Source organism: Daejeonella sp. (genome assembly GCF_044232565.1).
Lineage (GTDB): Bacteria > Bacteroidota > Bacteroidia > Sphingobacteriales > Sphingobacteriaceae > Daejeonella.
In genome coordinates, this window is record NZ_JBIILQ010000100.1 from 1 (window position 1) to 9,240 (window position 9,240).

The following is a 9,240-nucleotide window of genomic DNA, read 5'->3' on the forward strand; positions in this document are numbered from 1 at the left end:
GAGACCTGAAATTATGCCATTATACTCCATTCCAATATTACTAAGAAGGAATTCAGCTTGTTTATATTTAACAGAAGCACGTTCAGCATCTGCAGCTTTTTTTTCCATTTGAGAGGAATGCATGGAGTATTTCTCATATTCATCTTCAGAAACGGATTTTCCACCAGCTAAGTAAAGCTCTAAAAGTCGATGTACCATTACATCGGGATAACGTCGAATAGGTGAGGTGAAATGGGTATAATAATCGAATGCTAAACCGTAGTGACTGTGTTTCTTTGTTGTGTACACTGCCTTAGCCATTGATCGGATAGCTAGCTGGGTTAATACATTTTGTTCTTTTTTACCCTCTACATCGGCCATTAAGAAATTGAGTGATTTTGCAGTCTCTCTCCCGGAGCTTGTATCAATTTTATAGCCAAATTTCAATGCGAATTGTGAAAAGTTTAAGAGTGCATCTTCTTTAGGAGAATCATGCGAACGGTATACAAAAGTTAGTTTCTGCTTCCCCTTTCCCTTTTTCGCTATAAATTCTGCAACCTTTTTATTGGCAAGCAACATAAAATCTTCAATGAGTTTATGGGCATCTTTACGCTCTTTTGCATAAACGCCTAAAGGCTTTCCCTGCTCATCTAATCGGAATTTTATTTCTACACTTTCAAAGCTTATGGCTCCATGTTTAAATTTACGTTCTCTTAAAATATAGGCTAATTCATTTAATTTTAAAAGCTCTTCACTGTGTTTGCCGCTTTTATTCTCTAATATTTCTTGAGCATCCTCATAGCTAAATCGAGTGTCAGAATGAATAATTGTCCGGCCAAACCATTGCTCAACTACATTAGCTTCATTATCAAGCTCAAATACGGCCGAGAAGCATAGTTTATCTTCATTGGGTCTAAGTGAGCATAAACCATTTGAAAGTCGCTCAGGAAGCATTGGAATCACTCTGTCAACTAAATAAACAGAAGTGCCTCGCTCAAAAGCCTCTTTATCAAGGGCAGTGCCTTGTTTTACATAATGTGATACGTCAGCAATATGGACTCCAATTTCTACATTACCATTATCAAGTTTTCTGAAAGAAATTGCATCATCAAAATCTTTCGCATCAATAGGATCTATTGTAAAAGTTAGAACATTTCGAAAATCTCTTCTTTTTGCAATTTCTTCGGCAGGTATAATTTCCTCAATAGATTCTGCTTGCCTTTCAACCTCGTCAGGAAAGGCTAATGGGAAGCCATAATCAGCTAAAATGGCGTTCATTTCAGCATTATTCTCACCTTGCTTTCCTAAAACGTGGGTTATTTGACCGATAGGGTTTTTGGCGTCTTCAGGCCAATCAACAATTCTTGCGATTGCTTTATCTTTATCCTTTGCTCCTTTTAAGCTATCAATAGGAATAAAGATATCATGGAGCATTTTGCGATCATCAGGAATGAAAAATGCAAAGCGATCGGAAAGATTTACAATACCTGTAAAATCCATCTTTGCCCTTTGCAGGATCTCAACTACTTCACCATCCTTTTTACGACCTTTGTTTTTGGCATAAACATAAACTTTTACAATATCCCCGTGTAGGGCATTGCGCAATTTCCTAGGAGCAACATAAATATCTTCTTCAAACTCATCTTCACTAATAATATAGGCTGAACCATCGGAAGTCATATCAACCTTACCTGTAACAAAGGTCTTTAATTGCTTCAGTAAAAATTTACCTTTTTCGGGCTCGTTTAATATTCCTTTTTTTGTTTCTTCTTTCAGGATCTCTAAAATTAATTCTCTGGATTCATCATCATGGAGATTTAATTTCGAAGCTACCTGCTTATAATTTAGAGGCTTATTTCCTGATTTTTCAAAAACATCTGTGATGAGTTTGTTAAGTACCAGATTAAAGCTATTGGATTTCTTTTTTGACATTTTTTACTAATTTTTTCTAAGATAAGGCTTCGCGGATTAATAATAGCTAGGCTAACGATTTGATAACATAAGAATGACTACTTTGTTTAGGATGATTAGTCTTGAACAATGGTAATCTGCTCATCTGGAAGCTGTGGAAGCGATTTAAATCGAAGTAAAATTCGCGCTGTGGTGATTACATCCTTCTCACAATAGATACGTATTCGCTCTATATCATTTTCTTTCCAATAAACATCATTAACCATGCTACCATCGATATCATCCTTGGGACTTGGAATTCCGAATACTGCGGCTAATAGCTTTAGTGAGGTGTAGTTTTTAAAATCGCCAAATTTCCATAAGTCCATGGTATCAAGATGCAAAATCTCCCATGGTTTTTTCCCATGAAGATTTAATTGAACGGGTATTTTTAATCCGTTAATTAGCATTCTGCGGCATAAATAGGGGTAATCGAACTCTTTACCATTGTGCGCACAAAAAATGAGTGTATCTGCTTGTTTTTTAAGAATATCTATAAATGATTGTAATAATTCTTTTTCTTCATCACCATAAAAAGATTTAATACGGAGATTCAGCTTTTCTGTTTTTGAAGAGAAAATTCCGACAGAAATACATATAATCTTGCCAAATTCGGCTAAAATACCACCACGAGAATAAAATTCTGCAGGTGTTTCACCATCACGTCGTTGGAACCTAGTTTTTTGATCCCATAAGTGTTGAAATTCTTGCGGCACCTCATTAAATGAAGGATATTGCGGTACAGTTTCAATATCAAGAACCATGATTTGCTGTAGATCAATATTTTCTAACATGATGGAATTTTCTAAGCGTTAAACTACGGTATTAAGCGCTAATTTAATATTAAAATGAGTAAACGGTTGGCAAAGTTCAAACATCAATCCCTCAGCTATGAAATTGCTATTAATGACTTGAATCTATTTTTGAATTTTAGAGTAATAAAATTCTTTAGTTTTTTGGAAGATAAAAAATAATTATTTATGGCTTTTGAAGAATTAGCCAATCATTACCCCAGCTTTATTTAATAGGGGTACTCTTATCATATTTGTTTCTACAATGCTTTCCGGAACAAAAATAAATTTTTTATCATAAATCTGGTTTCCTAAGTAATAACTCAACCAATATTCATTGGTAAGCCCAAATACCTGCTCGTCAATTAGTTCAACTTGAACAAATGATTTTGCTTCAATATTACCCAGTGAATGACGTAAAGTGGATGTTTTTATTTGTCCTCCGTCTTTTTCGCCATAACCTTTAGAACTGATCAGAACAGTTTCTATGGCCTCCGCCCTCAAATTAATCAAATACACCTTCCAGAGCTTTGCCTCGGGCGTTGCCGAATCCAAAACGATGGCTATAGAAACATTTTCTACGATATTTTCCGGTAAATCTGTTTTCATCTAAAAGTCAAAAAATGATTATTTAGCTTTTACTAGGCGTTTCGTCGGACTTTTCTTTGCTGGAGCTTTTTTACTTGCCTTTTTGGCTTTTGCAGTAAATGCATCGGGAACTTGCTCCTCAATCAACTTCTTCACTTTTTCAAGATCCAATTCCGACAATTCTTCTACTGTGTATTTATCATTACTCGCCGGATTTTTACCCAGTTTCAACATTTGCTTTTCAAATCGAATAAACGGTCCCCATCTGCCATTTTCAATGGCTATCTTATCAGATGGCCATTGCTGAATAAAGCGATTGGACTCTTTTTCAACTTTTTTGCTAATTAACTCATCAATTTCAACTTGACCTAAGTGATCAAAATTATAACGTGCTGGAACATTGATATAGAGGTTATTCCATTTGATGAAGGGGCCGAAACGACCTTTCCCCTTTGTAACAGGTAATTCTTGGAAATGAGCAATAGGAGCATCTGCGAGCTTTTTCTCATCAATAATTTCGATGGCACGTTCTAAATTGACTGAAAGTGGATCTTCACCTTTTGGTAAAGAGATGAAACTTTCGCCCCATTTTATATATGGTCCGAAGCGACCAACACCTACACTCAATTCTTTATCTTGATAATCTTCGAGTTGGAATGGGAGTTTGAAGAGATCTAGTGCATCCTCTAAAGAAATACTTTCAATCATTTGTCCGGAACGTAAACTAGCATAACGAGGTTTTTCATCCTCTTCATTTTCAGCGGTTTCTCCAATTTGAACAAATGGGCCATAGCGACCAATTCTTACGGATATTTTCTTACCTGTTTCAGGATCAAAACCTAATTCACGTTCGCCACTTGCACGGTTCGCGTTTAAAAGAGTAGCTTCAACTTCAATATGGAAAGGATCATAAAATGACCGGAGCATTTCTGTCCAATTTTTTAAGCCTTGTGCAATCTCATCAAATTCTTTTTCAACCTTAGCTGTGAAGTTAAAATCTACAATCCCCTTGAAATGTTCAACAAGGAAATCGTTAACAACGGCACCAATATCTGTTGGAAATAATTTATTTTTTTCTGCTCCAGTATTTTCAGTCTTTATTGCAGACGTAATCTGCTTGTTTTGTAAACTAATTACCTGATATTCACGCTGTTTTCCTTCACGTTCTTCCTTTACAACATAACCTCGATTTTGTATGGTTGAGATTGTAGGAGCGTAGGTAGATGGTCGGCCAATGCCAAGTTCTTCTAATTTTTTTACCAGGCTTGCTTCAGTATAACGAGCTGGGGGACGAGAGTAACGCTCTGTGGCGTTCATTTCCCGTAAATTAAGCGTTTGACCTTGCGCTAATGGAGGCAGGATAGAATTGTCGTTTTCTTCATCTAAGTTAATTTCGGTTTCATCCTCATCGCTAGATTCCATGTAAACCTTAAGGAAACCGTCGAACTTCATTACCTCACCATTGGCTACAAATTCTTCACTTCGAGTTGAAATGTTGATTTTGGCAGTTGTTTTTTCAAAGTTTGCTTCAGCCATTTGGGAAGCAATTGAGCGCTTCCATATTAAATCATACAAACGCTGTTCTGAAGCGTCACCACTAATTGAATGATGTTCAAAATAAGTAGGGCGGATAGCTTCATGAGCTTCTTGGGCACCTGCAGACTTCGTTTTATATTTTCTTAACTGATGATATTTCTCGCCATAAGCTGATTTTATCTCCGCTGCAGCGGCATTTAAAGCCGTCTCCGATAAGTTTACAGAATCGGTTCGCATGTATGTTATTTTTCCGCTCTCGTATAATTTTTGAGCTACAGACATGGTTCTTGCAACCGAAAAACCTAGTTTTCTACTTGCTTCTTGTTGAAGAGTAGAGGTGGTAAATGGAGCTGCGGGACTTCTTTTTGTGGGTCTAGTTTCTAGGCTTCTTACCGTATAAATTGCATTTATGCAATCTTTTAAGAAGTTTTCTGCTTCTGGAGCTTTTTCAAAACGTTCAGGAAGCTCGGCACGAAAGACCTCTTTTTGTTTATCAGTATAAAATATGGCAACAACTTTGAAGGCAGCTGTAGCAGAAAATTTATTTACTTCACGTTCTCTGTCAACAATTAAACGAACAGCAACAGACTGCACGCGACCTGCAGATAGGGAAGGTTTAACTTTTTTCCAAAGAACTGGCGATAATTCAAAACCAACCAAACGATCTAAAACCCGACGCGCTTGTTGCGCATAAACCAAGTTATAATCGATGGTTCTAGGTTTTTCTATTGCCTTTAAGATGGCTGTTTTAGTTATCTCATGGAAAACAATACGCTTCGTTTTATCTTCTTTAAGTCCCAAGGTTTCAAATAAATGCCATGAAATAGCTTCTCCCTCCCGGTCCTCATCGGATGCTAGCCATACCATTTCTGCATCTTTTGCTAATCTCTTTAATTCGTTTACAACCGCTCTTTTATCGGCTGGAACCTCATAACGTTGTTCGAAATTATGGCCTACGTCAATCGCATCATCAGTTTTTATAAGGTCACGAATATGCCCATAACTTGATTTTACAAGGAAATCTTTACCTAGGTAGCCTTCGATTGTTTTGGCCTTAGCCGGGGACTCAACGATTAGTAGATTTTTAGCCATTCAATTCAGAGATATTATGCAAATAAAGGTATTATTAAAGGGAATGGCAAATAAGGAAGCGACTGAATCGCTTATTAAATGCTAAAATCGCCTAAAATTTCAGAGAAAAATAAATTTTGCTTGCTCTTTTTATAAAAAGCTTAAACAAGGAATCCTCCACCAAGCAGGTCATTACCTTCATAAAATACCGCCGATTGTCCCGGAGCAATACCTGAAACAGCATGGTGGAAATTTATTTTGATATTGTCGCCACTTTGGAGAAGAGTGCTCATTGCGCCAGAATCCTTATAACGAATTTTAGTAATTGCATCCAAGGGTTCAGTAATGCTTGCATACTTTACTAGATTGATATTTCTTACTGTTGCCTCAGACTTCTCGAGTTCATCGATTGTGCCGAGCATCACCGTGTTGCTTTCTGGTAAAATTCGGGTTACAAACATAGGATGACCGAAAGCGACGCCTAATCCCTTTCGCTGACCTATAGTATAATAGGCATAGCCCTGATGTTTTCCGGCAATGGTGCCATCGCTCAGCATAAAGTTTCCTGGTCCAATACGCTCATCAAGATCTTCAACCTTATTTCTTAAGAAGGAGCGGTAGTCATTATCAGGAACAAAGCAAATCTCATAGCTTTCAGATTTGTTTGCCAAATCAAATTGCCCCATATCTACTGCCATTTGCCTAATTTCTGATTTTGCGAAGCCTCCGAGCGGAAATTGTGTGCGAGCAAGATTTTCTTGAGAAACGCCCCATAATACGTAAGATTGATCTTTATGCTCATCTTTTCCCTTTGAAATAACATACCTGCCACTGTCCTGAACACGTATATTGGCATAATGACCTGTTGCGATAAATTCACAATCCAATTTGTCGGCACGCTTCAATAAAGCCTCCCATTTGATATGAGTATTACATAAAACACAAGGATTTGGCGTTCTTCCTGATAAGTATTCATCAACGAAATTATCAATTACAAAATCACCAAACTCACTTCTGATATCTAAAATATAATGAGGAAAACCATAAGCTACTGCCAGAGCTCGCGCATCATTAATACTATCAAGGCTACAACAGCCAGTTTCTTTAGATGAACCACCAGCGGAGGCATAATCCCAAGTCTTCATAGTTAAGCCAATAACTTCATAGCCCTGCTCGTGAAGCATTACTGCTGCCACCGAACTGTCTACTCCACCACTCATGGCTACTAAAACTCTACCTCTTTTACTCATCGAATTGTTTCTCGGCCTAATGCCCTTTAAATTAGTGCAAAGATACGGCTTTATTAAATAATTTGATAGGGGGTCAGTCAGACGCGGGTAAATATTAAATGATTTCAATTTAATACCTTCAAAAAAATATTTTTTTATTTTTAATCCTTTACTCTCTTTTATAGTCTGACCTATAAAAATAAATATAATCATGAATAAGCCTATTCTAAGCTATTTTTTTCTGCCATTTTTAATGGCTTTTTCTGGAATTTTTTTCTCCGCTTACATAGAATCAAGTCCTGCAGAGATTAAATTTCCCTATAAAAATGCCGGATTGAGCGAGCGAGAAGCAGCTGCACATTTATTGAATCGCTTTTCTTTTGGTTCTAGGCCCGGGGAAATTGATGAGGTGGTAAAGATAGGATTAGAGAAATGGTTTTTACAACAATTGACTGCTAATCAGAAAGATGAGCGTTTAAATAAAATGTTGAGTTCTTATGATGCAATACATTTGAGTAATGCTGAGGTTATCAAGATTTTCCCTAAAAATGCACAGCTCCTACGCTGGGCCATTCGCGATGGAGTAATTGATAAGGATTCAGTAAATCTTTCGGATAGAAAGAAATACCGGGAACAAATAGCTACATACATGCTTGATAAGGGCTATAAACCACAAGCAGAGCTTTTTAGGCAATTAGTTAATCAAAAGATTTTAAGGGCAGCTTATAGCAATAATCAATTGCATGAGGTTTTAAGCGACTTCTGGTTTAACCATTTTAATGTATCAATAACAAAAAATATTAGCGCCGAATATATTCCAGCTTATGAACGCGATGTGATCCGTCCGCATGTATTTGGTCAATTTTCAGATTTGTTGATTGCCACGGCAAAATCTCCAGCTATGCTATTTTTTCTAGATAATTTTAGTAGTTCGGGCACTGAAGAAAGTACAAAAAGACCTTTAAATGCAAATATTCAAAGGCAAAAACCTGAAGTTTCGGCAATGCAAATGGGAGATAGTACCTCCATACGATCCCAAGTTTTAACCAAATTACAGGAGAATAAAAAAAATCAGGGTTTAAATGAGAATTATGCTCGTGAAGTAATGGAATTACACACTTTGGGCGTTGATGGAGGCTATAGCCAGTCGGATGTGACCCAAGCAGCCCGCATTTTAACTGGATGGTCTGTTGCCCCTTTGGATAATAGCTATGGCGCTCCTTTAAAAAAAATGATTGATAAAATAGGAGTGGAGACTCTTAAGAAAAGAGGTTTTGTTTTTGATGGCGATTTTCTTTTTGCCGCCAATCGTCATGATCGTGGGTCGAAAACAGTATTAGGAAAAGTTTTTCCTGCAAATAGAGGATATGAGGAAGGATTAGAGCTTTTAAATATGCTTGCAAAACATCCATCAACTGCTAAATTTATATCCCGGAAATTAGCTATTCGATTTGTGAATGATAATCCTTCAGAAACACTAATTGAAAGAATGGCAACTACTTTTAAGGAGAAAGATGGTACTATTTCTGCAGTCTTGTTAAGCATGGTAACTTCACCCGAATTCTGGTCGGCAGAGGCCCTTAGAGAAAAAACGAAGTCGCCCTTTGAGCTTGCCATGAGTGCTGTTCGCAGCTTGAATGCCGACATAAAACAACCTTTTCAATTGAATACATGGATCAGTAAAATGGGGCAGAAAATGTACTATTATCAAGCTCCAACTGGTTTTCCGGACAATGGTCAATATTGGATAAATACTGGATCTCTGTTAAACAGGATGAATTTTGGCTTGGCTTTGGCCTCTCAGCGTATTCCAGGTATCAAATTCGACCTTTTGGCATTAAATAATAACCATGAACCCGAAAGTTCGGAAGCTGCGCTTATGAGCTACAGTAAGCTCATAATGCCGGAGCGTAAGCTTGATAAAACTATTGAGCGTTTGAGTTTGATGTTAAATGATCCTGATTTAGTTAAAAAAGTAGAAACCGCTGCATTACAAAATGCAAGTCCGAAAAGTGTAAATAGTGAGGAAGATGATCAACTAATGGAAGATAAAACACCAATTAAGAAAGTTCCTAATTCCGCCGTAATGGCAGGGG

The 9,240-nt window shown here is 37.1% G+C and carries 6 protein-coding genes; 1 reads left to right on the forward strand and 5 read right to left on the reverse strand.

Going from position 1 to position 9,240, the window contains the following annotated elements; translation table 11 throughout:
- From rnr to mnmA, 5 genes are all read right to left on the reverse strand, one after another.
- Window positions 1-1,911: ribonuclease R (gene rnr / locus ACILQF_RS07060; protein WP_395626712.1), on the reverse strand; the 1,911-nt coding region annotated here is incomplete at its 3' end.
- A gap of 95 nt (window positions 1,912-2,006) precedes the next feature.
- Window positions 2,007-2,723, reverse strand: coding sequence for a 3'-5' exonuclease (locus ACILQF_RS07065; protein ID WP_395626713.1), 717 nt, complete (start codon window positions 2,721-2,723; stop codon window positions 2,007-2,009).
- 201 nt (window positions 2,724-2,924) lie between these two features.
- Window positions 2,925-3,329 carry a hypothetical protein gene (locus tag ACILQF_RS07070; protein ID WP_395626714.1) on the reverse strand — a complete coding sequence of 135 codons (405 nt, stop codon included), beginning with the start codon at window positions 3,327-3,329 and terminating at the stop codon, window positions 2,925-2,927.
- Between the two features lie 18 nt (window positions 3,330-3,347).
- Window positions 3,348-5,936, reverse strand: a complete 2,589-nt coding sequence (gene topA / locus ACILQF_RS07075) for a type I DNA topoisomerase (protein WP_395626715.1) — start codon at window positions 5,934-5,936, stop codon at window positions 3,348-3,350.
- A gap of 140 nt (window positions 5,937-6,076) precedes the next feature.
- Window positions 6,077-7,165: a tRNA 2-thiouridine(34) synthase MnmA gene (gene mnmA / locus ACILQF_RS07080; protein WP_395626716.1), complete on the reverse strand. Its 1,089-nt coding sequence runs from the start codon at window positions 7,163-7,165 to the stop codon at window positions 6,077-6,079.
- 190 nt (window positions 7,166-7,355) lie between these two features.
- Here mnmA and ACILQF_RS07085 point away from each other — a divergent pair.
- Window positions 7,356-9,240 (forward strand): DUF1800 domain-containing protein (locus ACILQF_RS07085; RefSeq protein WP_395626717.1); only part of this gene is annotated, 1,885 nt, incomplete at its 3' end.